General features: G+C 48.6%; 21 protein-coding genes and 1 tRNA gene. 6 read left to right on the plus strand and 16 right to left on the minus strand.

Translation table 11 applies throughout. The features are described from left to right. Positions 1–162: 162 nt before the first annotated feature. The gene (locus tag GPK49_RS04635) at positions 163–876 is read left to right on the plus strand and encodes a hydrolase (protein WP_215676891.1); all 714 of its coding nucleotides are present in this window, start codon (positions 163–165) and stop codon (positions 874–876) included. Positions 877–927: 51 nt separating this feature from the next. Here GPK49_RS04635 and GPK49_RS04640 read toward each other — a convergent pair whose 3' ends face one another. The 4 genes from GPK49_RS04640 to GPK49_RS04655 form a co-directional block, all read right to left on the minus strand. Continuing rightward, a complete protein-coding gene (locus GPK49_RS04640) occupies positions 928–1,116 on the minus strand; it encodes a FeoB-associated Cys-rich membrane protein (protein WP_016408030.1) in 189 nt (62 codons plus the stop codon). Between the two features lie 12 nt (positions 1,117–1,128). Next, positions 1,129–2,283, minus strand: a complete 1,155-nt coding sequence (locus tag GPK49_RS04645; protein ID WP_016408031.1) for a radical SAM protein — start codon at positions 2,281–2,283, stop codon at positions 1,129–1,131. 65 nt (positions 2,284–2,348) lie between these two features. Continuing rightward, on the minus strand, positions 2,349–2,528 hold the full coding sequence (locus GPK49_RS04650) for a hypothetical protein (protein WP_016408032.1): 180 nt from the start codon (positions 2,526–2,528) through the stop codon (positions 2,349–2,351). A 61-nt stretch (positions 2,529–2,589) separates the two neighbouring features. Beyond that, on the minus strand, positions 2,590–3,225 hold the full coding sequence (locus GPK49_RS04655; RefSeq protein WP_016408033.1) for a lactate utilization protein: 636 nt from the start codon (positions 3,223–3,225) through the stop codon (positions 2,590–2,592). Between the two features lie 120 nt (positions 3,226–3,345). On the opposite strand from GPK49_RS04655, the gene GPK49_RS04660 reads away from it, so the two are divergent. Together GPK49_RS04660 and GPK49_RS04665 are read left to right on the plus strand one after the other, a co-directional pair. Beyond that, positions 3,346–4,131, plus strand: a complete 786-nt coding sequence (locus tag GPK49_RS04660) for a TrmH family RNA methyltransferase (RefSeq protein WP_215676892.1) — start codon at positions 3,346–3,348, stop codon at positions 4,129–4,131. Between the two features lie 535 nt (positions 4,132–4,666). After that, entirely contained in the window at positions 4,667–5,248 is a 582-nt protein-coding gene (locus GPK49_RS04665) for a TetR/AcrR family transcriptional regulator (RefSeq protein ID WP_215676893.1), read from the plus strand. 33 nt (positions 5,249–5,281) lie between these two features. On the opposite strand, the gene GPK49_RS04670 is transcribed toward GPK49_RS04665, so the two are convergent. Then, the gene (locus GPK49_RS04670; protein WP_215676894.1) at positions 5,282–6,634 is read right to left on the minus strand and encodes a radical SAM protein; all 1,353 of its coding nucleotides are present in this window, start codon (positions 6,632–6,634) and stop codon (positions 5,282–5,284) included. A gap of 342 nt (positions 6,635–6,976) precedes the next feature. After that, complete coding sequence (locus GPK49_RS04675) at positions 6,977–7,768, minus strand: polysaccharide deacetylase family protein (RefSeq protein ID WP_215676895.1); 792 nt, start codon at positions 7,766–7,768, stop codon at positions 6,977–6,979. A gap of 184 nt (positions 7,769–7,952) precedes the next feature. Here GPK49_RS04675 and GPK49_RS04680 point away from each other — a divergent pair, with 184 nt between their 5' ends. After that, complete coding sequence (locus GPK49_RS04680) at positions 7,953–8,591, plus strand: HAD family hydrolase (RefSeq protein WP_118579434.1); 639 nt, start codon at positions 7,953–7,955, stop codon at positions 8,589–8,591. A 69-nt stretch (positions 8,592–8,660) separates the two neighbouring features. On the opposite strand, the gene GPK49_RS04685 is transcribed toward GPK49_RS04680, so the two are convergent. Genes GPK49_RS04685 through polA form a run of 5 tightly spaced genes read right to left on the minus strand, consistent with a single transcriptional unit; the run spans position 8,661 to position 15,121 of the window. Continuing rightward, the gene (locus GPK49_RS04685) at positions 8,661–9,620 is read right to left on the minus strand and encodes a galactose-1-phosphate uridylyltransferase (RefSeq protein WP_215676896.1); all 960 of its coding nucleotides are present in this window, start codon (positions 9,618–9,620) and stop codon (positions 8,661–8,663) included. Positions 9,621–9,622: 2 nt separating this feature from the next. Beyond that, on the minus strand, positions 9,623–11,218 hold the full coding sequence (locus GPK49_RS04690; protein ID WP_215676897.1) for a peptide ABC transporter substrate-binding protein: 1,596 nt from the start codon (positions 11,216–11,218) through the stop codon (positions 9,623–9,625). Next, complete coding sequence (locus tag GPK49_RS04695) at positions 11,215–11,838, minus strand: lytic transglycosylase domain-containing protein (RefSeq protein ID WP_016408042.1); 624 nt, start codon at positions 11,836–11,838, stop codon at positions 11,215–11,217. The genes GPK49_RS04690 and GPK49_RS04695 overlap by 4 nt, the downstream gene beginning before the upstream one ends. 17 nt (positions 11,839–11,855) lie before the next feature. Further along, a complete protein-coding gene (gene coaE, locus GPK49_RS04700; protein ID WP_215676898.1) occupies positions 11,856–12,446 on the minus strand; it encodes a dephospho-CoA kinase in 591 nt (196 codons plus the stop codon). A gap of 17 nt (positions 12,447–12,463) precedes the next feature. Then, the gene (gene polA, locus GPK49_RS04705) at positions 12,464–15,121 is read right to left on the minus strand and encodes a DNA polymerase I (protein WP_215676899.1); all 2,658 of its coding nucleotides are present in this window, start codon (positions 15,119–15,121) and stop codon (positions 12,464–12,466) included. Positions 15,122–15,305: 184 nt separating this feature from the next. Between polA and GPK49_RS04710 the strand changes: the two genes are divergently transcribed. Next, a complete protein-coding gene (locus GPK49_RS04710; RefSeq protein WP_215676900.1) occupies positions 15,306–16,310 on the plus strand; it encodes an ABC transporter substrate-binding protein in 1,005 nt (334 codons plus the stop codon). 185 nt (positions 16,311–16,495) lie between these two features. Here GPK49_RS04710 and GPK49_RS04715 read toward each other — a convergent pair whose 3' ends face one another. Together GPK49_RS04715 and GPK49_RS04720 are read right to left on the minus strand one after the other, a co-directional pair. Continuing rightward, a complete protein-coding gene (locus GPK49_RS04715) occupies positions 16,496–17,974 on the minus strand; it encodes a trypsin-like peptidase domain-containing protein (protein ID WP_215676901.1) in 1,479 nt (492 codons plus the stop codon). 175 nt (positions 17,975–18,149) lie between these two features. Further along, a tRNA-Leu gene (locus tag GPK49_RS04720) sits at positions 18,150–18,233 on the minus strand. Positions 18,234–18,371: 138 nt separating this feature from the next. Here GPK49_RS04720 and GPK49_RS04725 point away from each other — a divergent pair. Next, positions 18,372–19,592: a DUF4317 domain-containing protein gene (locus tag GPK49_RS04725; RefSeq protein WP_215676902.1), complete on the plus strand. Its 1,221-nt coding sequence runs from the start codon at positions 18,372–18,374 to the stop codon at positions 19,590–19,592. Positions 19,593–19,634: 42 nt separating this feature from the next. On the opposite strand, the gene rbr is transcribed toward GPK49_RS04725, so the two are convergent. The 3 genes from rbr to GPK49_RS04740 form a co-directional block, all read right to left on the minus strand. After that, positions 19,635–20,231, minus strand: a complete 597-nt coding sequence (gene rbr / locus GPK49_RS04730; RefSeq protein ID WP_215676903.1) for a rubrerythrin — start codon at positions 20,229–20,231, stop codon at positions 19,635–19,637. 204 nt (positions 20,232–20,435) lie between these two features. Then, positions 20,436–22,400: a proton-conducting transporter transmembrane domain-containing protein gene (locus tag GPK49_RS04735; protein ID WP_318283837.1), complete on the minus strand. Its 1,965-nt coding sequence runs from the start codon at positions 22,398–22,400 to the stop codon at positions 20,436–20,438. Between the two features lie 15 nt (positions 22,401–22,415). Further along, entirely contained in the window at positions 22,416–23,894 is a 1,479-nt protein-coding gene (locus GPK49_RS04740) for a complex I subunit 5 family protein (RefSeq protein ID WP_016408384.1), read from the minus strand. Positions 23,895–23,905 lie beyond the last annotated feature (11 nt).

Below are 23,905 nucleotides of genomic sequence, written 5' to 3' on the forward strand. Positions count from 1 at the left end.
TTACCTTCTGATTCTTTTTTCTAGTTTAATGAAAAAGCGTCCTGCTGTCAAGTACGGCGGCAGCCTTCCAGTTCCTTCCATATTTATTGACAAGTGTATTTTCTCTGCCGTATAATATAGAAGAACGCTAGGAAAAATAAAATGCAGAAAGGAAGTGCCCCAATGAACCATATCAAGCTCGACCGTGAAAAAAAGATTCCCCACGTCAAGACAAAGCTGAGAAGCCACCATATCGTAACCATGCCGGATGAAATTTATGCCGCCAGCGGGATTGTGATTATGGGGCGACGCATCAAGTCCTTGATTTTTTCTACCGATATTGCCACCATTCGCAACTGCAACGCAGATGCTGTACTTGCGGTATATCCCTTTACGCCCCAGCAGATTATTGCTGATGCGATTGTTTCCACCTCCAGCCTGCCCGTTTTCTGCGGCGTAGGCGGCGGCACAACCACAGGCGCGCGCGTTGTCATGCTTGCGAAGGATGCCGAAGCCTTCGGGGCAATGGCAGTTGTGGTGAATGCGCCGACAACGAACGATGTCATCGCGCAAATTGCAGATATCATCGATATTCCCATTGTTGTAACCGTTCTGGATGAAAATACGGACATCGATGCTCGTCTGGAAGCAGGTGCGACGATTTTCAATGTATCTGCAGCGGCACGCACGCCGGAGGTAGTGCGGATTCTGCGCGAACGCTACCCCGACCTGCCCATCATTGCAACAGGCGGTCCCTCGCAGGAAAGCATCCGTGAAACCGTAGCGGCAGGCGCAAATGCCATCAGCTTTACACCCCCGACGGCAGAAGAGCTGTTCCACGGCTTAATGACACGCTACCGCAACGAGCACGAAAGCAAAACAAAGGGAGAAGCATAAAAAAACACCTCAAGCTGACAGAAAAATCAGTTTGAGGTGATTCTTTTTTTCTTATAAATCCTTCTTCTCGGAATGACAGCTTTTGCTGTGGGCGCAGCCTGCACAGCCTCCGCCGCATTTGCCCTCATGCTCCATTTTCATAATCTTCGCCTGCTTCTGCATTTTTCTGATATTAAAGAAGACCAGAAAGAAGATTAGAATTGCAGGGATAATTGCCGTAAAAACCGTTTCTCTTGCCATTGCGGCACCTCCTTAAATATAATGATCCATATAGGTATGGAGTTTCTTTTCCCAATCCTTTTCATCTACGATATTTTTCGCTAAATCCTCAACGATTTTCTGGTCACTCTCGCGCATCCGCCAAAGCTGCTTCCAGTCCAGAGGGAAGCCCATGCGGCGCGCCATCTGATATTTTCTCTGCTCCAGCTTGGGCAGGGCAAGGAAGGAATCAATATATTCCAGCATCCAGGGCAGGTCGGTATCCATATCGCCGTTGACCTCCTGTAAAAGGTTAATGATGTGGTCACTTGTGATTCTGCCGTTTGCCTTTGTCGGGTCGATATGCGCTAAGAGCTTGCGAATTTCCAAAAGCTTATTCATATCGGTATCCTCCGTCCAGCCGCCGGCATCGCGCACCTCCTCCATCAGTGAGCCGGTACGCAGCACAAAGGTACGCAGGCGGACAAAATTCGGATTCACCGCATTGATAACCTTCGCCGTTTCAATGGCGTTGTCATCGGAAAGCTCCCTGCCGCCGACACCGGGCATAAAGTAGATAGAAAGCTCAATCCCTGCCTCTCTCACCTTTCTGCCGCCGATAATCTGTTCCTCCTGCGTGCAGCCCTTTTCAATCAGCGCAAGCACCTTATCGGAACCAGATTCGTAGCCGGAATGGATACGGTCTAGGCCTGCCTCCTTGAGCATTTTATAATCCTCCGGGGTAATTTTCGCAAGCGTGTTTGCTCTGCCATAGGAGGTAATCCGCTTGATTTCGGGCAGCTTCACGCGCACATAACGGATGATTTCCGCAAGCCAATCCGCACGCAGACACATCGTATTCGCATCCTGCAAAAAGATGGAATTGCAGTCCCCCTCTGTCATCCAGCGGAACACCATCTGATAGCACCAACGCTGATCATCTGTCGTCAAAGTCTGATATTCGTTGTTGATTGCCTGTATATCCCAGCCGTTCGCCGTTTTATACTGCAAAATACGGTCACGCAGCTCCGCCATGGTGTCGATATCCTTCTTCACCTCCGCAACGGAACGGGTATGAAAATCGTATTTTTTATACAGCATACAGAATTTACATCTATTCCAAGGGCAGTTCACCGTCACGCGCAAAAGCAGGCTGTTTGCCTCACTGGGCGGACGAATGGGCCCAATCTGAAAAACCATTTCTTCCATTATTTTTTCTCCTTCGTAAATCGTACTCTCCTAACCTCATTATTGTAGCAGATTGGGGAGAAAAATCAAGGGTTCGGGCGTTCCAATTCGATTTCGCCCTGCTCCTTCTCAAATTCGCGAATACATTGATTGATGAGGTATAAAATCTGCCCGCTGGCGGAACGTCCGTTGTATCTGGAAACATAATGAAATTTTTTCAATACTTCTTCGTCTATACGAATACTGATATGCTTTTGCTTGTTCATTTGCAACCCTCTTTCTGAAAAAGCCTTCCCACAAAAGGTGCGCCCGTTTTCAACTTAAATCTTAATATCCATATTCCTCGCCAATCAGAATCACCTTAATTCTGCCTGCCGGGCGGCAGACTCTTGTCACCAGAATCTGATTACAAATACATTCCTCGGAAACGCAGTTATGGCAGGTGCCGTCCACTGCACAAGGGGTTTTCCCCATGAAGCGCATGCTGTTGACAGGTGCAACGTACCCTCTCACGCGCTTGATTGCCGCATCCACATCCTGTGCCACCTTGCTCAGGCTCGCCAGAACAATCACATTGTTCGGCCCGAAGCAGATGGACGCAACACGGTTGCCTGTCCCATCAATATTTACCAGAACGCCATCCTCGGAAATGGCATTGGTGCTGGTCAAATAGTAATCGCACAAGAGTCCCTGACGCATCATTTCACGCATTTCGGCAGGATTTGCCGCGGTATCTCTGTCAATGACGTTATAATTGCCTTCCTTTACCGCCTTTGTCAGCCCCATATCGCGAATGGTCATGGAGCCACCCCATGTGATACTGCTGCCTTCCGGAATGAGGGACAGCACCTTTTCGATGGCTTCTGTCGCTGTGGGACAGTAGTATGCTTCAAAATGGCGGCGTTCCAGCTTTTTCAACAGAGTTGCGCTCAAAAGCTCTTTTCTTTTTTCCTGTGGTGTCATAGGTAAAAACCTCCTTTTTCTGCTCTCTTTGCCCTGATTGTACCATATTTTCCCGTCGCTTGCATCCTTTTTCTTGCAAAGCAGGAGCTTCTCCTTTATCATAGAAAGCGAGGTGATACCATGAAACGAATCGAAAGCCGCGACAACAAATGGATCAAGCGGCTGAACGGCTTAAAAATAAAGAAAAATCGCGATAAGGAGGGGCTTTTCATCGCGGAAGGACTGCGCTTTATCCGCGAAATCCCGAAGAATTGGGAGGTGCTTGCGTATGCGGTGAGCGATGCCTTTGCCGCAGAAAACGACCTTTCCCCCTACGAAGAAAAGGCAGAGGTGCTTTGTCTGACAGATGCGCTCTTTGCCGCCGTCTGCGATACGGAAAACCCACAGGGAATTCTGGCGGTCTGCAAAAAGCTGGATTGGGATGCAGATGCGGTGCTTGCGAAAAAAACGCCCTTTCTCCTTCTGGCGGAAGAGCTGAATGACCCCGGCAATCTGGGGACGGTCATTCGTACGGCGGATGCCTGCGGTGCAGATGCCGTTTTTCTCAGCAAGGGCAGTGTTGATCTTTATAACCCGAAGGTGCTGCGCGCCACCATGGGCAGTCTGTTCCATGTGCCTGTCTTCCAAAATATCGACCTGCATACCCTTTCGGAAAAAATGCAGGCAAAGCAGATTCCGCTTTACGCCGCACATCTGAAGGGCAATCGCTATCCCTATGCTCTGCCCTTACAGGATGCCTGTGCCTTTCTCATTGGCAACGAGGCACGCGGTCTCAGTGAGGATGCCGCCGCACTCTGCGATGCGTGGGTGAAAATTCCCATGCCGGGGCAGGCAGAAAGCCTGAATGCTTCTGTTGCCGCAGGGGTACTGCTGTATGAGGTTGTGCGGCAGAGACTGCCGAAATAAATCGACTTTTTCTGTTAAATTGTCATCTTTTGTGACAAAACGAACGGTACCACTATAGCGGCTCCTGCAATGGCGGCACCTATATTGCATCTACGCTGGAGAAGGCGCTCGCAAGAGGGCTGACCCCCTGTAAGAAATGCGTCGGATGATTTTTTATTTGAATGAAAACCACGATATTTAGTATGTACAAGAATGTTGAAAACTAAATATTGTGGTTCTTTCTCTTTTTGGGTACAATAATCCCATCTTCCTTTTCCACAGCAATAAATCTTCCCTATCTGCATACACAGGAAATGGAAATTGTCCTTCGTTTTACGGCTTCTCTTCATGCAGCCATGCAGCCGATTATCCATGCATCCGATTTTTCCTGTTTTTATCCCCCATACCATTTGCATTTCCCAATTCCAGCGATGTTTTCTTGTTTTCCAAAGCAATTTTTGTTATAATCCCATTATATTGTCTGCTATTGTAGAACGATGGAATAAAACAGGCAACTAATTTGGATGAACTCAAGCCGTATAGTCTGGAGGTTAATATGCGACGAACACGAGCTTCTATTATAGAGGCGTTTGCTCAGCTTTTAGAAGAACGCCCTATCAATAAAATTACAGTGAAAGATATCGTAAACCGTTGCGACATCAACCGGAACACCTTTTATTATCATTTTCCGGATATTCCCTCCCTGCTTTTGGAAATGATGGAGGAAAAGGTCAACGCTCTGATTGCGTACCATTACACACCGGGTCGCCCATTGGACTGCATTAAGCCTGTTCTGCAATATGGGGAGGCACATAAGCAAGCAATCCTTCATGTATACCGCGCAGTCCCCTTGGAAACCTTTCTGTTTTATATCAACCGACTGACACAGTACGCGGTCAATGCATATTTTGCCAGTATTTCCAAAACGATTTCCATTCCCGCAAGGGATGCCGAAATCCTGAATCACCATTATAAGTGTATCGTAGTCGGCTATTTACTGGATTGGCTGGATGCCGAAATGCAGTATGATCTGGAAACGGATATCGAACGAATCTGCTCCTTAATGGAGGGCGTAGAAACTCGCGCTCTACAAAAATCCATCGGGCAGACTGCCGTTAAGTCGGCTATAAAAGAATAAGCAAGCGCCGCAGTCTCCTGCGGCGCTCATCCTTTATATGTGCTTTTTTTCTTCCTGTTCAGCCCTCCAGAGCCGTTCAGCCTCCGGTGCCCAGCACTTCGCATAGGAATCACACTTCCCACACAGATGATCCGCCGTTTCCGGAGATTGCGGATCGGTGGAATGTGCGCCGGTTTCCGCAACCATTTTCCGCAGGCGTTCCGGGTTTTCCAGCATAGGGCAAGGTTGGAGCATATTATCATTAAAAGGCATATTATCATGATATGCCATAAAAATCGGGCTTTGCAGTGCCTCTAACAGCGTACATTCCCGAATGTTAGCGTTGGAATAATGCACGAACACGCAAGGATCTACATCCCCGTTTGCATTGATATGCAGATACCGCTTGCCTCCGGCAATACATCCGCCCACATATTCCGCATCATTTTGAAAGTCCATGGCGAACAAAGGCTTCGTGGCACGCAGATGGCGAATACGGTGATAAACGGTTTCACGCTGCTTGGGATTTGGCAGCAGTTCAGGCGCAGCATCATTGCCAACCGGCATATAATGGAAGTACCAGATGAAATAAGCACCCATGTCAATCAGACTGTTATAGTATGTATCCGATGTAATCTTCTCGTAATTCACGCTGGTATAACAAGAGGAAATGCCGTAGGGCAGCTTTTTCTCATGCAGCAACTTCATTGCCCGAACGACCTTCTGATAGGTTCCTTGTCCGCGGCGGCTGTCCGTGGAAACCTCGTCCCCCTCCAAAGAAATGGCAGGAATAAAGTTCTTCACGCGCAGCATTTCATCGGCAAACTTTTCATCAATCAATGTCGCATTCGTAAAGCAAAGGAATACACAATCATTATGCTTTTCGCACAGCCGAATCAGATCATTCTTTCTCGTCAGCGGCTCACCGCCGGTATAGATATACATATAGACACCCAATTTCTTGCCTTGCTGAATAATGCTGTCAATCTCATCAAAGGTAAGATTCAGCTTATTGCCATACTCGGCAGCCCAACATCCGGTGCAGTGCAGATTGCAGGCAGATGTAGGGTCCAAAAGAATCGCCCAGGGAACATTACAGTTATACTTTGCTCGGTTTCCTTCCTGCTTCGACCAGCCGATTAAGCTGGCATTGATGAAGAAATTAACAGCTAACGTTTTCATGACCTCCGGGTCGATATCATGGATGATATGCAGGATATAGTCATGGTAAGGGTGCGCAGGATTTTCTATTGCTTCCCGAATTGCCTTACGTTGGGATACAAATTCCCCATCGGAAAATTTGTCCGCCCAATTCATTAGCTTCAGCAGGTTGTTTTCCGGGTCTTTATACAGGTAATCAAACGCCTGTTCCAGACCCAATTTTTTGATGGTATTTGCAACGTTCATAGTCTTTCTTCCTTTCTTTCCGCTCTGTCCTCAGGTGATTTTATCCGCAGCAAATTGCTGTCGGAAGAATGCCGCCCCATTGGTACCGACCAAACCTCCGGGCTTCCCTCTGATGTTTTCATTTCAGAGAAACACTCCAACATAGCCATCCATCCAAACCTCGGCATTAGGTGTGGACGAATTATTGTTTCATCATTTTTATCTTATAAAAAAAGTCCAAAGAGAACAATGGACAAACAAGGGGTGCAGTGTTCGAAATCGAACATTGCACCCCTGATTGCCTAAAAATACAGTATCGGAATACGCCTGTTGTTTATAACTTCTCTCGTATTCAGACTGATTTTATACATCTTTACCTTTCGGAATCTGCCGTCCCTCATGATCCATCTCGAAATTCTCCCGATGAATTAACTGGGAAATCGGCACAATCTCAAACCCCTTTTCCTTGATTCCCTTGAGAATCGTGTCCAATACCTTAGGGGTGTATTTCGCATCATTGTGGAACAGAATGATGGAACCATTGCCCAGGTGCTTATGCTCCAACACCTGCCTGATTTCCGCCTCCGCTCCCTGTTCCTTCCAATCCAGACTATCCACATCCCACTGAATGGTATAATACCCATTCTGCTCCGCTGTTTCAATCACATGGTTATCATATTCCCCAAAGGGTGGGCGAAACAGTTCCATCTCCACTCCCGTAAGCTTCTTCACATTTTCATGACACTTCTGCAATTCCTGCGCAATTTCCTCGGAGGAAATCCGACTCATGTGCGGATGTGTAGCGGAATGGTTGCCCAAATCGTGCCCTTCCGCGGCGATTTTCTTCACCTCCTCCGGATATTTTTCCACCCAATAGCCGCAAAGAAAAAATGTTGCCTTTACGCCATTTTCCTTCAGAATCCGCAGCAGCTCATCCGTATCATCGGCTCCCCAAGCCGCATCGAAGCTGACGGAAACCTGTGGCTTCTCCGTCTGCACGCAATAAATCGGCAGCCTTCTTTCCCCCTCTGCAACGGCAAAAACCTTCTCCGCCGCCCTTGGCACGCCCATATACGCTGCCGCAAGCAGCAAAAGCCCCAGCACGCCGCATGCCGCCCGTTTTTTTGTGATATGTATCCGTTTCCAAGCCTTCATACGAATTTCCCTCCGCGTTGTTTTTTCTAACAATATATTTCCGAAGGGAATAAATCAGAATCGCCATTTTTCGCCGCCCATCTCGCTCTTGTCAATTTCCATGAAAAATGCTAAAATTTTTGCAGGCGCATTGACCACCAACGAAAAAAATCGACAAATACAGATAAGAAAAGGAATTTTAGACATGAAGTATATTATTTTTGATTTAGACGGCACTCTTATTGATTCCATGCCCACATGGCACGGCACCGGCGCAGCCTTTCTGGAAAAACACGGCTTTGCAGTGCCGGAGGATATCCATGATGTTGTAAAAACACTGACGCTTTACCAGACGGCGGAATATTTCAGGAATGATTTAGGCGTTCCGTTTGACGCACAGCAGATTGTGGATGAAATTACATCCTATGTAACAGATGCATATAAATACACTATTCCCCTGCGTCCCTCCGCGAAGGAATATCTGGAGGCAATGGCAAAAAAGGGTGTGAAGATGTGCATCCTCACAGCATCCGAAGCAGGGTATATCCAGCCTGCGTTAGACCGTCTGGATATCCGCAAATATTTCGACTGCATCCTGACCTGCACAGAGCTGGGGGTTTACAAGGAGGATGGTAAGGCATTTCTGACCGCCATGGAAAAAATGGGTGGCACATTGGAGGAAACTGCCGTATTCGAGGATGCGCTCTATGCAGTAAGAGGCGCAAAGGCGGCAGGCTTCCGGGTATATGCCGTTCTGGATGAGGACTTTCGCGGACAGACGGATGTGGATAAAATCACCGCACTGGCAGACTGCTCCTTCCGCGATTACAAGGAATTGCTGTAACAAAAATCACTCTAACCAAAAAGGTCGCTTCTCTTTCTTTGAGAAACGCCCTTTTTCATTTTCTATTTTTTATTCTGCTTCCTCTTTCCGATAATACACCGCGGCATTTTCGGGGCTGACCATGCAGATATAGCAATCGGTCGCAAATTCAAACCCGGCAAAGCCGCCGATTCTTGGCAAAATCTCAATATGCCAATGGAAATCCGTATCTCTCGGGCCATCCATCACGCAAATGTTATAGCCAATATCCTCACGAATCCCCGTTACCCTTCCAAGCATCTTCCGCAAAAGTGCCGCAAGCTCCTGCCGTTCTTCCGCGCTCATTTCGCCAAAATCACGCTGATGTGCCTTCGGGGCAAGCCAGAGCTCATAGGCAAAGCGTCCGGCGTAGGGCGTAAGCGCAAGAAAATGCTCTGTTTCCGCCACAATACGCCTGTTCGTTTCCTTTTCGTAGGCAAGCATTTTGCAGAACAGGCAGTCCTCTCTGCGCATAGCCTCCGCCATGGTTGCCGCACGCTTCGGCACAACAGGCAGCCCCACCACCTGCCAATGCGAATGGTGCATGCTCATCCCTGCGGAGGGCCCGCAGTTTTTGAAAATCTGCACATACTGCGTATCTGCACGATTGCGGAAAAAATGCAGTCTATCCTGTAATACCTGCAAAATGCTTGCGATATGCGCCGCATCGAAGGTATCAATCGTAGCATCATGGTCAGGCGTATCCACCAGAATCTCGTGCCTTCCCCTTCCTGCGGTCTGGGTATAAAACGGCTCCTCTGCCGCATCCGTACAATCCTCTCGGACAGTCGGAAATTTATTCGGAAACACGCGCATCTGCCATGCCCCGTTAGGGCCATCCTGATAAATGGCATCCGGTGTCCATGCCTCATGTCCGCCGCAGAAGGGGCATTTCTCGCTGTTTGCATGTTTTCTTTCTGTATTATGGACAAATTCATAGGGGCGATTTCTTCTGTTCTCCGCATAAAGTGACATCTCGCCCGTAAAAGGATTTGTTCTGATTTCAGACATCCTTATTCCCCCTTCTGATACGTCCACGCTTCAATCCCACGGAACACATTGCTTTCCACAGGATGTACTTCTCCTCCGATATTTTTAGATGCAAAAACCGCCTGATTGCGGTAGGCAATGCTGATATAAGGCAGCTCCTCGGCAAGCTTTTTCTGCAAGCTGCTATAAGCCAGAAGCGTCTGCCCTTCGCCGACTGCCGTCCTTGCCGCCGTCAGCAGGGTATCCATATCCGCATCGCTGTAGCCGATATAATTTAGGCTGCCGCCCGTGCCGAAAAATGGTGTTAAATCCGTCACCTCTGAGCATTTCCAGCCGCCCACCACAAGGTCAAACTGTCCGCTCTCCAAGCTCTGCTGATAGGTTTCAAAGTCCACCTTGTCCAGTGTCACCTCAAAACCGATCGCCGTCAGCTCCTCCTTCAGCTTCGAGGCAATCTGTACCCGCCCCGTGTTTTCCTGATTTACCAGAATGGTCGCGCGCAGGCTCTGCCTTATGCCGCTGATTTCCTTTTCCAGCTTGCCATCCTTATCCGCATCCGTCCAGCCGCTGTTTTTCAGGAAGGTTGTCGCCATTGTTGGATTATATTCATACGTCGCCACGTTTTCCTCGTAAAGCCAGCTTTTCGGGTTGATGGGCGTATTCGTCATAGCGGCATAATTCAGATACACGCTTTCCTTAAGATTATCCCGCGGCACCGCATACGCAACCGCCTGTCTGACAGATTTATCCTTCCAAAGCTCCTTGCGGAAGTTGAAGCCGATAAAATCATACTGATTTGAGGTAAACTGATGCATCCCCGAAACGCTTTCGTCTGCATATTTGCCTGCATCCATAGCGTTTGTCACAAGCACATCTGTCATGCCCTGCTCAAACGCGTTGATATCCGTTTCCTCTCCGGCAGTCATCTTCACGCGAATTTCGGAAATCTGCGGCGTACTCCCATAATAGGACGCACTTGCCTTCAGCTTCATTTCCGATGCCTGCTGATAGGATTCCATTTCATACGGGCCATCCCCGACAGGCTTCGTATTCGTATCGCTCTGTCCGCTGTAATAGCCGGCAGGAATAATCGGGAATCGCAGCGCATCAATATTTGAGCTGAAGCTGTCGCGGAAGGTAATCACAACGGAATTCGTTCCCGTTTTGCTGCAGCCGCTCACATAGTTCATCACCTGCTTATACACCGCATCCTCCGGGGCATTTCGCAGGGTATTGACGGAATAGACCACATCATCTGCCGTCAGTGCCGTTCCATCCTGCCATCTGATATTGCTGTTCAGATTCATGGAAAGGCTTCTGCCATCCGCCGAAAATTCCCAATTCTGCGCCACGGCAGGGCATGCCTTGCCGCTTTCGTCAAAATCAACCAGCGGCAGAAACAGCAGCTTGAGGATACGATCAACCGTTTCTTCTCTGTTCAGCAACGGATTCAGCGTTTCCGGAATCCGCATGGAAAGCGTCAGCATTGCGTCTTTGGATGCAATGCCTGTTTCCTCTGTTGCCGTCGTTTTCTTCTTCGTTTGCTCCTCCTTCTTGCCACAGCCGCCAAGCCCAAGGCAGAAAATCAGCAAAAGGAGAAAAATCCTTTTTTTCATCATTCTTCATTTCCTTCCAAATCCGCAGTTCTGTCTGCATACACACCAAGCGGAGTTTCCTCCAGATACGCTTGCAGGCGCAGCCGCAGCCGATATGCCTGCTCCGCCAGCTTCACCCGTTTCACATAGCTTTTCGTTTCCTCGTATGGAATTTCATCCAGCGTAATGCCGTCCCAGCTCATTTCCTCATCCGCAAGCCACCGCGCCACGCTGCCATGCCCTGCGTTATAGCCTGCCAGAACCGTTTCCGAAACACCGCCGAATTTTTCTGTCAGCCAGCTTAAATACCAGCAGCCGATATGGATATTCGTATCCGGATCGGTCAGGTCAATGGCTGCGGGGTCAAGTCCCATCTGTGCCGCTGCCCATTTTCCCGTTTCCTCCGTCACCTGCATCAGCCCAATGGCATCCGCAGAGGATATGACATCCGGCTCGAAATGGCTTTCGCAGAAAATTACACCATACACAAAGGCCTCCTCCAAGCCATATTCCGCCGCATACTGCTCCACAATATCCCGATACTGCAAAGGCAGCACACGCGGCAAAACCACACTATAGCCAAACGCCGCCAGCAGCACCAGAACCACCGCCAGCGTAAACAATTTCCTGATACATCGAATCATTGTTCCTTGCTTCCTTTTTATATTGTTTTTAAAATTTCATCCAACTGCCCCTGTAAATAGGCAAGCTCTTTGCTGTTGTCAATCACAACCGATGCCGACTCCTTATATTCCTCCCAGCTTTTCTGGTTGGCAATGCGCGCCTTGGCAAGGTCATAGCTGACACCATCGCGTGCCATCACACGTTTTGCGCGCACCTCCGGATCGGCATAGACCACCCAGACCGTATCACAGCGGTTTTCCAGCCCTGCCTCAAGCAGGAGCGGTGCATCCAGAATCACTGCCCTGGCGGTGTTTTCCTTCTCTGCCTTGGCAATCTGTCTGTCCACCTCCGCACAGATATATTTATGGGTGCATTGGTTCAAAAATGCCAGCTTTTCGGCATCATGGAAGACAATTTCCCCTAGCCTTCTGCGGATGATGTTTCCTTTTGCATCCAAAATTCCCGTTCCGTAATACTTCACAATTTCCTGATATGCAGGCTCGCCTTTTAAAATGATTTCATGCGCAATTTTATCCGCATCAATCACCACTGCGCCTGCCGCCGCAAGGCTTTTGCTGACAACGCTTTTACCGCTGCCCGTGCCGCCTGTCAAACCGATTACCTTCATTTCGTTTCCCCTCTTTTTTATTTCGCCTCGAACCACGATGCGCCCTCATGCACATCCACATCCAAGGGAACCAGTAAATCCGCCGCATGCTCCATGTTTTCCTTCAGGATTTTTGCGACAGCCTCCTTTTCTTCTTTATATGCTTCAATCAGCAGCTCATCGTGTACCTGCAAAATCAGACGAGAACGATAGCCGCCCTCCTGCAAGGCACGATGCACCTTTATCATGGCAAGCTTAATAATATCCGCAGCAGTGCCCTGAATAGGCATATTCATTGCCGCACGTTCACCTGCCGCCCTCTGCATGAAATTGCTGCTCTGCAATTCGGGCATATTTCTGCGGCGGTTCCAGAGCGTAGAGACATAGCCGTTTTTCGTCCCGTTTTTAATCGTATCCTCCATAAAGGTCTTGATTTTGGGATATCTCGCGAAGTAAGCGTTGATGTACTCCTCCGCCTCCTTGCGGCTGATGCCTAAATCCTGCCCCAAGCTAAACGCGCCCTTGCCGTAGATAATGCCGAAATTAACCGCCTTGGCATTGCTTCTCTGCAATGGTGTCACCTCGTCAAACGGCACATGGAACACCTGCGAAGCCGTCATGCGGTGAATATCCTGATTGCTTTTGAACGCTGCAATCAGGCTTTCATCCCCGGAGATATGCGCCAGTACGCGCAGCTCAATCTGCGAATAATCGGCATCCAGAAAGCAGAATTCCGCACTTTCGGGAATGAAAATTTTCCGAAGCTCTCTGCCCAGCTCCAGACGGACAGGAATATTCTGCAAATTCGGCTCTGTTGAGGAAATCCGTCCCGTTGCCGTAATGGTCTGGTTGAAGGTAGAATAAATCTTCTCCGTTTCGGCATCCATCACCGCCAGAAGTCCGTCCGCATAGGTACTTTTCAGCTTCGCCAGCTGTCTGTAGTGCAGAATCCGCTCCACAATGGGATGCGCCGTCCGCAGCTTTTCCAGCACATCCGCCGCGGTGGAATAGCCCGTTTTGGTCTTTTTGCCACCCTTCAGCCCCAGCTTTTCAAATAAAATCACGCCTAACTGCTTCGGGGAATTGATGTTGAATTTTTCCCCTGCCAATGTGTAAATTTCTTCTTCCATGCCGTCCAGACTTTCGCCCAGACGCTTTTGATACGCCAAAAGCGCCGCCTTATCCACCTTGATGCCGTATTTTTCCATATCCGCCAGAACGTAAATCAGCGGCATTTCCATATCATAAAACAGGCTTTTCTGCTCATTTTCCGCAAGCCGCTCCTCCATCACTTTTCTCGCGCGGAAGAAAATCTCCGCCTGCCTTGCGCCATAGGCGGTGCGTTCTGCTTCGGGCAACGCGGCAAAGGCCTTTTTCGTTCTGCCCTTCCCGAAAACCTCCTCCTGCGAAGGATAGGTTTCATTCAGAAAGGCTGCCGCAATATCGTCATATTCGTAGGAGCTGCCCGTCGCATTGAGGATATACGCCCCGATAGCGGTATCAAATTCCGCCGTAAAGCCGTCATAGCCATAGCTGCGCAGAAAACGAATATCCTTCTTCACATCATGCCCGATTTTACGGTATGCGCTGTCCGCAAAAAACGGCTGAAATATCTCCAGAAGCTCCTGCATCAAAAATGCCATGGATGCTTCCATCCAGACACCCCCAAGCTGCTCCTGATAGAGCGCAAGCCCCTGTCCCTCCTCGTTTTCGTAAACAAAGGCATACCCGACCTCGCCCTTTTTGAGCGCGGCAAGCACCTCCTTCGCACCTTCCCTATCCGCAACAAAGCGATAGGTCTGCTCTGCCTGCTTGGGTGCGGAAGCACTCCCCTCAAAGCGGCTGAACATGCTCTTAAATTCCAGACGTTTTACCAATTCGTATGCCGTCTGGTTAAACATATCGCCGATTTTCAGGGTCTCCTTATCCCATTCTAAAGGCATATCCCGCACAATCGTCGCCAGAAATTTACTCAATCTTGCCTGCTCCTGATACGCCGCAAGGTTTTCGGATGCCTTTTTCGGTTTGATTTCCGCCGCATGGGCAATCGCCGTTTCAATATCGTGATACTGCGTGATAATCTTCGCCGCGGTTTTTTCGCCAATGCCGGGCACGCCGGGGATATTATCGGACGCATCCCCCATCAGCGCCTTCATATCAATAAATTCGGCAGGTGTCACGCCATATTTCGCCTGCACATCCGCCGCGTAATAATCCTCTGTTTCCGTGCGTCCGCCCTTCGTTTTGGGAATCCGCACCTTGAGGGTTTCCCCTGCCAGCTGCAAAAGGTCTCTGTCCCCCGAAACCACAACAGGCACAATGCCGTTTTTCTCCGCCAGAGCGGAAAGCGTCCCCAGAATATCGTCCGCCTCAAAGCCCTCCTGCTCGAAAATAGGGATGTGCATGGCCTGCAGCACCTCCTTCAAAAGGGGCATTTGTTCGCGCAGCTCCTCCGGCATACCCTTTCTGGTTCCCTTGTAGCCGTCAAAGGTTCTGTGGCGGAAGGTGGGCGCATGCAAATCAAACGCCACCGCCAGATAATCGGGCTGCTCCTCATCCAGAAGCTTAAATAAAATATTCAGAAATCCATATACCCCGTTGGTATAGCGACCTTCTCCGTTGGTCAGCAGCGGAACGCCGTAAAATGCACGGTTCACAATACTGTTGCCGTCAATCAGCATGATTTTTTCAGCCATGAAAATAGCCTCCTGTCATCACAAAATTTATATACAAGGCGATATAAGCCTAATTTTCCATATTAAAAATAATTATACTACAAAATTGAGAAAAAATATATCTGACGCGAAAAAAAATACAGCACACCTTTTTCCGAGATATGGCATATCATAAATCAGAATCAGTCTCTTAGGAGGAACGGCTATGAAAAAGAAACTTTGCTTGGCTTTATCGGGGGCGCTCTGCCTGTCCGCAGGAGTTGGCTGCGGCACAGAAACGGCAGAGGAAACGCTGACCCCCGTCCGTCTGAATGAGGTCGTCCATTCTGTTTTTTATGCGCCGCAGTATGTCGCACAGGAATTGGGCTTTTTCGAGGAGGAGGGCTTAGATGTGAGCGTTGCGGTCGGCAATGGTGCGGATAAATCCATGACCGCCCTGCTTTCCGATTCCGCGGATATTGCCCTGCTTGGCACAGAGGCAGGTCTGTATGTCTATGCCGAAGGGAAGGCAGATTACCCCAAAACCTTCGCCCAGCTGACCCAGCGCGCAGGGAATTTTCTTGTTTCCAGAGAGGATGAGCCCGATTTCCAATGGTCTGATTTGGAAGGAAAATCCGTCATCGGCGGCAGATTGGGCGGCATGCCGGAAATGGTTCTGGAATATGTCATCAAGGAAAACGGCATGACTATCGGTAAGGATATGGAAATCATCAACAACATTGATTTCACCTCCACCGCAGGCGCATTTCTGGGAGAGGTCGGCGATTATACCGTAGAATTTGAGCCTGCCGCAACCACGCTTGAGCAGAGCGGCAAGGGGCATATTGTGGCATCTCTGGGTGAAGCAAGCGGCTATGTGCCTTACACCGTTTATATGGCACAGGATGCTTTCCTACAGGCACATCCCGATGTCGTCGAAGCCTTCACCCGTGCCATTTATAAAGGGCAGCAATGGGTAGAAAGCCATTCTGCCGCAGAAATTGCAAAGGTAATTCAGCCGCAGTTTGCCGAAACCGACCTTGATACCCTCACCACCATCGTGGAGCGCTATCAGAAACAGGATACCTGGAAAACCGACCCGACCGTTTCCCCCGAAGGCTTTGTCCTCATCCAGAAAATCATGATGGAAGGAAAGGAGCTTTCGCAGGAAATCCCTTATGATTCCATTGTTGTGACGGAGTTTGCCGAAAAAGTCATGACAGGCAAATAAAAATATCCCCCCACAAAAAAACTCCTACTGCAAGCTGTCTACACTGTCTGCAATAGGAGTTTTTCTGATGCAAGTTTATCTATCTCATTCGATTTTTTCGGTCGTTGATAGAAAGAATCTATGTGAATGTATGTGAATCGGCATTTCAACCGCATTTTTCTTAATTTTTATCTGTAGGAATTGCTTTAGCTGTTTTTATCTGCAACGGTAAGCTGCAGCTTGATTTTATCCTTGTTATCTCTCACAACCGTCAGGTCAACCTTTTTGCCGATATCCGAGCTGTCCATTGCGTTCAGCAGGCTGTCCATATCCTTAATGGTCTTGCCATTGAACTGTGTGATAATGTCGCCGGATTTCAGACCTGCCGCTGCCGCAGGGCTGTTGTCCTTTACCTCAAGCACCAGTGCGCCGACCTCAAGGTTATACAGAGATGCGTTTGTACCGGTAATGCCGATATAGGGCTGCGGCTGTGTGCCTGTTTCCAGCAGGCTTTCTACGGTTGGCTTAATCTGATTGCTGGGGATGGCATAGCCCATGCCCTCCGCCATAGAGGAATTATATTTTGCCGTATTGATACCGATGACCTCGCCCTTGCTGTTTACCAGTGCGCCGCCGCTGTTGCCGCTGTTGATTGCCGCGCTGGTCTGCAAAACAGTCAGGGAATTGCCGTCTACGTTAATGGTCTGCTCCTTCATGCTGACAATGCCGTCCGTTGCGGAAAGCCCCATGCCCATGGCGTTGCCGATGGCAATGACACATTCGCCGACCTCAAGGTCATCCGAATCGCCGAAGGTTGCGGTTGTTACCTTTTCCACGCCTGCCTTTTTCAAATCAGACCAAGAAACAGAAAGCACCGCCAGGTCGGATTCACTCTTTGTACCGACTACCTTCGCCGGTACGCTCTTATCGCCGTCCAGCGTCACATAAATGGAATTTGCACCCTCGATGACATGGTTATTTGTCGCAATGGCAATCTTATCATCATCCGAATAGAAGATCACGCCGCTGCCTGCGCCCTCTGCTTCGTATGGTACAGTGAAATGCCCCATATACTGTGTCACGCCTGTTGTGGTAGTGGAAACGCTGACAACAGAGGGCTTTACCTTCTTCACGATATCCACAGTGGAAAGCCCGTTCGTCAGATAGGATACACTTTCCGTATTGCTTGTGGATGCGGTCTTTGCACCGGTTTCCTTTCCGAAATGACTCTGTGCCGCGCTGTAGCTGACCCCAATCGCAGAGCCGCCTGCGATGCTGCAAACCAGACAGGCTGCAATGAATTTCTTCCAGCCGTTTCCGCCCTGCTTTCTTTTCGGCTTTTTCACCTTTTCCTCATAATGATATTCTCTGACGCAGGGGCCTGTATATTCCTGCTCTGCTTCTGCGGTTTCTTCCGCAAAGGCTTCTGCTTGCTCTGCGCCTTCCTCAGCAACGGTCTCTGAAACGTCTTCCTGTTCAGAAAAGCCCTCCTCCTCGGAAAATTGCTCACCGGAAATTTCCTCTGTATATTCCTCGCCGGAAATCACCTCTGCCTCCATCTCTATGGATTCTCCGTCTACATGGGGTTCGTCTTCCATGCCGTCTGCGGAATAGTCAATGGATTCCTGCTCTGTTTCTTCATATTCATCTTTCTTTTTCGGATTGTACTCATCATATTCGTACATGCTCTATCCCTCCATATCTTTTATGGCTTTGTTTTATCTTATGCCGTTATTATACTGTTTGAATTTGAACGAAGTATGAACGTCAGGTGAATAATCCATGTTTTTCCTTAAAGAACGATTAAGATAAAATGAGAGCATAAAAAAAGAACCTTGAAGCAAACAAGGTTCTAAAAAGTGCGGCTGGTGGGACTCGAACCCACACGCTGTCACCAGCGTCAGATTTTGAGTCTGATGCGTCTGCCAGTTCCGCCACAGCCGCAGAAATAAACTGCTTAAATATAATAGCATACCTTTTCCGAGATTGCAAGGGAAATTTTTCTTAATTTAAAAATTTGCTTTCCCCGAAAAAAGTATTTATAATAGCTTTTGAAATCAAAACGAAAGAAGGGAGCAACCCATGCAGAAAAAAGACATTTTGGAATTAAAGCGCCGCTTCAAAAAAGATGCCTGCACCTTTACGAAATTGCGCGGCTGTTATGTGGACAACCAAAAAAATATTCTCTTACATATCGACGAAACCTTTCTCAATCTGGAGGAGGATGAATTTTATAAATATCTGGAAATTGCAAAAAAGGCTCTTTCCGGCACAATCGGCAACAATCTTTTAGAGCTTTCCTTCCGCAGGGATGAAGCAGGAGAAGAAGCGCAGAAGTTCTTCCTTGCCCTGCGCGACAGTGCTTTGAAGCAGGATGGGCTGTTGGATTTGCTTTATGAGCGCATCATTCGCGAATATGATTTTGCAGGGAATTATCTGATTCTCCTGTTCCATGATGCCTATGATGTTATCACGAAAACGACCGATAACAATAAGCTGGACGAATCCGAAGAGGTTTATGAATATGTCCTATGTGCCATCTGCCCTGTCGAGCTGACAAAGGCAGGCTTAGGCTATCATAAGGATAAAAACATCATCGCGCCTCGTATTCGTGATTGGGTGGTTTCCGTCCCCGAAACAGGGTTTCTCTTTCCTGCCTTTTCCGACCGCAGCAGCGATGTTAATGCCATGGGCTATTATGTGAAGGATGCCAAAAAGGCGCAGCCTGCGTTCATGCAGGAGGTTTTGGGCTGTGAAGCAAAGCGCACCGCCGCCGAGGAAAAAAAGACCTTCCATGGCATTTTAAAGGATGTTATTTCCGAGGAGGTGGAGGATGCGAAAACCGTCATTCTGGATATTCAGCAGGATTTGAATGATATGGTGGAGGAACACAAAAATGTGTTTGAAAACGAGCCTGTTCTCCTAACACCACCTGCCATTCGGGAGGCTATGGCAGAAAAAGGTCTTTCCGAGGAAGTCATTTCCAAGGTGGAGGAAATTTGTGAGGAAACCTTCGGCGATACCCCTCCCCTTGCGGAAAATCTGATTGACAGCAAGGCATTGCAAACGCACGCTGCCGCGAAAAAAGCGAATGTGCTGGCATTAGAGGTAGAAAGCCTGAAGCAAAAATTGGAGGAAAAGGAAGCACTCCCTGAAAAAGAGGTCATTTTGCAGGTTTCTGCGGAAAAGCTGCCTGACATCCAGACGGAATTTATCAATGGTAAAAAGTGCATTGTCATCCCCTTAGAAGAGGATGAGCATGCCACCATCAACGGAAAGCATTGGAACAATGCGCCCTTTTAAAGGCTATGTATGGGATAAGGTAACTTTGCCTTATCCCCTTTTTTATGCCTTTGCCGTATAGGGTGCCAGCTCCAATCGAATGAAAAAGCCCCTGTCATGCTGACAAACAGGACATTCCTGCGGAGCCTCCTTCCCTTCAAAAATAAAGCCGCAATTTAAGCACATCCATTTACATTCCACAGAATTGATGAATAATTTATTTTCCTCCAATAAATCCGCAAGCTGTCCAAAACGGTCTCCATGTGTTTTTTCAATGCCTGCAATCTGATGAAAGGATGCTGCCACCTGCGGAAAGCCCTCCTCCAGCGCCTTATCCCCAAACGCCTGATATACCGGGTCAAATTCTTCATATTCGTTATGCTCTGCCGCACGCAAAAGCTCCGAAACGGATTCGTAAATATCCACGGGATAGCCGCCGTCAATGTGAACCGTTTCCCCCGAAAGCTCCTTCAAATGCTGATAAAAAACCGCTGCATGCGCCTCCTCCTGCTTGGCAGTAAACCTGAATACAAATTCCACCACCTGCATTTTCTGTTTTTTCGCCTGCGCCGCAGCGAAGATATAACGGTTTCTCGCCTGACTTTCCCCTGCAAAGGCACGCATAAGGTTTTTCTTTGTTTCGCTCTGTTTAAAATCCATAGCTTTCCCTCTCCTTCTTTTTCCTTAGTATGGACAAAGATGAAGCAGCTATACCCTTCTTTTTTCACATTAAAAAAGTCCCCATAAAAGGTGCGCCCGGATAAGAAGCCTTGTATTCTGAAATGCTGAAAGCTACAGCTATTGCATTTTCTTCATGCTTTCTTATCGGAACACCCCTAATAGGGACTTTTCAAAATTTTTCCGTTAAACAATGATATAGATTACCGCAATCGTCAGACCCAGACCAATCAGCAGAATACTCTGCGCGAAGCCTTCGCGGTATACCTGATGGTCATTTTCATAATCCGTATAAGCAGAGAAATATTTATCCTCCGGCGGAACAATGCGTCCATTATCATTATTGAAGATAAAGATACGCAGCAATGCAATGATATCATCCATCAGATTTCCTGCGATACGGGCGAAGAAGCCACCCACATAAGGCAGAACGGTCAGCAGAATCGGGCGATATACCTTATCCTCCAGATTGCACCATTCCGGCCAGCGATCCACATAAACCAGATTGCCGTTTGCATCCTTCTGCATCAGCACCTTGCGGATGAACAGGAAATACACCACAATGCCCACACAGATGGAAATCACCGCACCCTTGAGGTTTACCCATGCGAAATAATGCACGGCATGCGCAGGGGTATGTGCATTCATGAAATGTGCGCCCATTGCCGCCAGAGCATCCTGTGTCTGGTGAGGGAAGATACCCAGAATCGGCAGGCAAATTGCAATCGCGCCCAGAATGACTGCCATCAGCCTGCTGATATAAGGCCCATTTTTGACAGGCTTCGGTGTGCCGTAGGGGTTATCCTCAAGGAAGATACATACGAAAATCTTCGTCATATAGGCCAGTGTCAGCCCACCGGAGAACAGGAACAGAATTTCCGCGCCCTTCATAAACGCGATGGACTGCCCTGCTTCCTTCAGCACCTCGATATATTCCACCATGCTCTCGTGAATCAGCGTTTTGGAGATATAACCGTTCCACAGAGGGATACCGCCGATACCCAGAATCGGCATCAGGAAAATCAGCTTCAGTAGCGGCTTATCCTTACCGTAGCCACGAATCTTATTCAGATTTAATTCTCTCAGGTTCATGAAAATCACACCTGCACCAAGGAACAGCAGCAGCTTGAACAGAGAGTGATTCAGGAAGTGCAGCAGTGTGCCGCTTGCCGCCAAGGCGTTATGCTCGCCCAGAAGTCCCTGCATCCCGATGGCGATGATGATAAAGCCAATCTGGGACATGGAGGAGCAAGCTAATGTGCGTTTCAGATTGACGGAGAATACCGCCAGAACCGCGCCAAGCACCATTGTGATAATGCCCAGAATAAGAATAAACTGCCCCCAAGCCGCATCATGCAGGAAAAGCTTGCAGCTGACGATAATCGTACCGAATACGCCTGTTTTTGTCAGCAGACAGCTGAGCAGCGCACTGGAGGGTGCCGGTGCAACGGTATACGCATTCGGCAGCCAGATATGCAGCGGAAACAGCCCAGCCTTCGCCGCAAAGCCAAACAGAATCAATACGCCGATGGCATAGAACTCCGCAGGGTTTTCCCTGCTCTGCATAAACGCGGTCAGCTCTGCCATGTTCAGCGTGCCTGCCTTCTGATACATCATAAACAGACCCATCAGTGTCACCAGACCGCCAATCACCGCTACCGCAAGGTAGGTTTTTGCGGAGCGAACCGTAAAGTCCTCCTCATCATGCATAACCAGCACAAAAGAGGTAAAGGACATAATTTCAAAGAAAATAAATGTCGTAAACAAATCGGCGGAAAGGAAAATTCCCATCGTTGCGCCCAATGTCAGGAACACAAAGAAATAATACCGATTTCTGTTCCGTTCAGCCGCCATGTATTCCTTGGAAAAGATGGTTGTAATCAGCCAGATTGCGCCCGTCAGCACGGCAAGAATCACGCCGAAGCCATCCGCCGCAAAGCTCAGACCCAAGCCGCAGAAGCCGCGCAGGCTATAAACTGTTTCCTTCCCAATCAGCGTCAGGCTCGCAATGAAAATCACCGCAGATAAAATCCAGCACCAGATATCCCTTGCGCCCTTATTGCTGCGCCCGATGATGTAGCTGATTACCGCACCCAGAAAAGGAAAGAACACCAGAAACGGTAAAATTATGCTTGTTGTCATAGTTTCCATGCTTTCTCCCCTCCTTTACAGTATGCCCATAATCGCATCATTCATAATGCCCAGCAGTGTCGCAGGCATCAGACCCATCAGAATCGAAACAGCTGCCAGAACAATCAAAGGCACTGTCATATATTTATTCGGATCGGATACATGATCGTAATAGCCTGCAGGGTATTCCTTCTCCCGCGGGAAATATGCCCGAATGATGATGGAGAAGATATACAATGCCGTCAGCAGTGCAGACAAAATCAGCGCAACCACGCCGATATAGGTAACCGGGTTGCCGCTTGCGGTTGCCGCAGTTGCCAATGCCCATTTGCTGTGGAAGCCTGCAAAGGGCGGCACGCCAACCAGACCAATCCCCGTAATTGCCATTGTTGCAAAGGTAATCGGCATCAGCTTGCCGAAGCCCTCCACCTCGTAGAGATATTCTCTGTGGGTTTTATATAAAATCGCACCGGCAGTAAAGAACAGTGTAATTTTGATTACCGCATGATAAATCATGTGTAGCATCCCTGCCGCAAGCCCTATCGGTGTCATAATGGCAACGCCAAAAATGATATAGGACAGATTGGAGATGGTAGAATATGCAAATCTTCTTTTGATATGCGGTGTCCGCAGTGCAACGGTCGAGCCGAACACAATCGTAATCGAAGCTGCAATCAGCATCACATACTGCGCCCATGTGCCAATCAGAAATTCCGTACCGAAGGCGTAATACGTCAGACGGATGATGGCAAACACACCGGATTTTACGACTGCCACGGCATGCAGCAGAGCCGTAACGGGTGTGGGGGCAACGGATGCCTTCGGCAGCCAGCGATAAAACGGGAATACCGCCGCTTTTACACCAAAGCCGAAGAACGCCAGCACAAATACCAACCGCAGCATCTGTTCATTGCCTGCAATCAAATCGGGATTCAGCACACCACCGTAAACAAAATCTGTCGTTGTGCCGTAGAACAGCACAAACACGAACCCGATAAACGCCAGAGATGCACCGAACATCATATAAAGGACGTAGGTTTTCCCGGCGTGGCGCGCCTTATTATCGAACTGGTGCATCACGATGGGCAATGTCACCAATGTCAGAAATTCGTAGAACAGATACATCGTTAAGAAGTTATCCGCAAAGGCAATCCCGATAACTACGCCGAATGTCATGGTAAAGAAGGAGAAGAAACGGTCTTCATGTCCTTCATGTGTCATGTATTCAAAGGCATAAATCGTTGTGGGAATCCAAAGCAGAGATACCATCGTACCGAAAATCTTGGATAAGCCATCCACATGCAGTGCCAGAGACAATCTGTTGCTGAAGCGGAAAATCGTAATCGCGCCGCTGTCCGCAAAGAAGATGGCATACAATGCAAAAATCGCATTCAGCACGATAATCGGCAGAACCACCCTCTGGCGCGCCTTTCTGTCACTAAATTTTACCGGCAGCAGGCAGGCACCTGCAATGATCGGAAAGATCACCGGTAACAATATCGCAAATGCGTTCATAATGTTTCCTC

The sequence above is a fragment of the Clostridium sp. MCC345 genome (genome assembly GCF_018785345.1).
GTDB lineage: Bacteria > Bacillota > Clostridia > Lachnospirales > Anaerotignaceae > Anaerotignum_A > Anaerotignum_A faecicola.

Excerpts from the sequence above, each read along its gene's own strand:
- coaE (WP_215676898.1), bottom strand. The coding sequence starts at position 12,446 with ATGAAGGTAATCGGTTTGACAGGCGGCACGGGCAGCGGTAAAAGCGTT.
- rbr (WP_215676903.1), bottom strand. The coding sequence starts at position 20,231 with ATGGATTTTAAACAGAGCGAAACAAAGAAAAACCTTATGCGTGCCTTT.
- GPK49_RS04680 (WP_118579434.1), top strand. The coding sequence starts at position 7,953 with ATGAAGTATATTATTTTTGATTTAGACGGCACTCTTATTGATTCCATG.
- GPK49_RS04665 (WP_215676893.1), top strand. The coding sequence starts at position 4,667 with ATGCGACGAACACGAGCTTCTATTATAGAGGCGTTTGCTCAGCTTTTA.
- GPK49_RS04660 (WP_215676892.1), top strand. The coding sequence starts at position 3,346 with ATGAAACGAATCGAAAGCCGCGACAACAAATGGATCAAGCGGCTGAAC.
- GPK49_RS04690 (WP_215676897.1), bottom strand. The coding sequence starts at position 11,218 with ATGATGAAAAAAAGGATTTTTCTCCTTTTGCTGATTTTCTGCCTTGGG.
- GPK49_RS04695 (WP_016408042.1), bottom strand. The coding sequence starts at position 11,838 with ATGATTCGATGTATCAGGAAATTGTTTACGCTGGCGGTGGTTCTGGTG.
- GPK49_RS04675 (WP_215676895.1), bottom strand. The coding sequence starts at position 7,768 with ATGAAGGCTTGGAAACGGATACATATCACAAAAAAACGGGCGGCATGC.
- GPK49_RS04710 (WP_215676900.1), top strand. The coding sequence starts at position 15,306 with ATGAAAAAGAAACTTTGCTTGGCTTTATCGGGGGCGCTCTGCCTGTCC.
- GPK49_RS04655 (WP_016408033.1), bottom strand. The coding sequence starts at position 3,225 with ATGACACCACAGGAAAAAAGAAAAGAGCTTTTGAGCGCAACTCTGTTG.
- GPK49_RS04645 (WP_016408031.1), bottom strand. The coding sequence starts at position 2,283 with ATGGAAGAAATGGTTTTTCAGATTGGGCCCATTCGTCCGCCCAGTGAG.
- GPK49_RS04715 (WP_215676901.1), bottom strand. The coding sequence starts at position 17,974 with ATGTACGAATATGATGAGTACAATCCGAAAAAGAAAGATGAATATGAA.
- GPK49_RS04635 (WP_215676891.1), top strand. The coding sequence starts at position 163 with ATGAACCATATCAAGCTCGACCGTGAAAAAAAGATTCCCCACGTCAAG.
- polA (WP_215676899.1), bottom strand. The coding sequence starts at position 15,121 with ATGGCTGAAAAAATCATGCTGATTGACGGCAACAGTATTGTGAACCGT.
- GPK49_RS04735 (WP_318283837.1), bottom strand. The coding sequence starts at position 22,400 with ATGGAAACTATGACAACAAGCATAATTTTACCGTTTCTGGTGTTCTTT.
- GPK49_RS04725 (WP_215676902.1), top strand. The coding sequence starts at position 18,372 with ATGCAGAAAAAAGACATTTTGGAATTAAAGCGCCGCTTCAAAAAAGAT.
- GPK49_RS04640 (WP_016408030.1), bottom strand. The coding sequence starts at position 1,116 with ATGGCAAGAGAAACGGTTTTTACGGCAATTATCCCTGCAATTCTAATC.
- GPK49_RS04685 (WP_215676896.1), bottom strand. The coding sequence starts at position 9,620 with ATGTCTGAAATCAGAACAAATCCTTTTACGGGCGAGATGTCACTTTAT.
- GPK49_RS04650 (WP_016408032.1), bottom strand. The coding sequence starts at position 2,528 with ATGAACAAGCAAAAGCATATCAGTATTCGTATAGACGAAGAAGTATTG.
- GPK49_RS04670 (WP_215676894.1), bottom strand. The coding sequence starts at position 6,634 with ATGAACGTTGCAAATACCATCAAAAAATTGGGTCTGGAACAGGCGTTT.
- GPK49_RS04740 (WP_016408384.1), bottom strand. The coding sequence starts at position 23,894 with ATGAACGCATTTGCGATATTGTTACCGGTGATCTTTCCGATCATTGCA.